Origin of the sequence: Xenorhabdus szentirmaii DSM 16338, assembly GCF_002632585.1 — a bacterium.
GTDB lineage: Bacteria > Pseudomonadota > Gammaproteobacteria > Enterobacterales > Enterobacteriaceae > Xenorhabdus > Xenorhabdus szentirmaii.
On record NZ_NIBV01000039.1, the window covers coordinates 1 to 530 of the forward strand.

Below are 530 nucleotides of genomic sequence, written 5' to 3' on the forward strand. Positions count from 1 at the left end.
CTGACCGGACGCCCTGTCAGTGAAAGCGTGGATGGCAACACTCTGCATTTGGGCTATAACCCCATGGGGGCTCTGAATCATTTTCAGCTCAACCAACATGCGCCACTGACTTTCCAGCATGATGTACTGGGGCGGGAAACGGTGCGGGAAAGTGCCAACGGCTTTATCCTCGCCAGCCGCTATACCGCGACTGGCTTGCTGGCGCATCAGTCGGCGGGGCAAGCTACCCAATTTTTCAGGGAAACACTGGCACAAAATGACCCGCATTTTCCGCCGCAAGCCTCTGCCGTCAACAGGAGCTGGCAATATGACCGTGCCCATAATGTACGCGTGATTGATGACAGCCGCTGGGGGCAGACTCGTTATCGTTACAATGCCAACGACCAGATTTTGCATACACTGTTCGAGGGCAATCGTCCACATGAAGAGCAATTCAGCTACGATGCCAACGGCAACCTGAGCCAGCACCTGCCTGTCGATGCCTACGGCGCAATGGAACAAATTACTCAGCGCCAGCAGGCTGGACGCGT

The 530-nt window shown here is 55.7% G+C and carries 1 pseudogene; it reads left to right on the top strand.

The window, feature by feature from the left end:
* Window positions 1–530 (top strand): annotated as a pseudogene (locus Xsze_RS21540) (RHS repeat-associated core domain-containing protein); the annotation flags it as partial.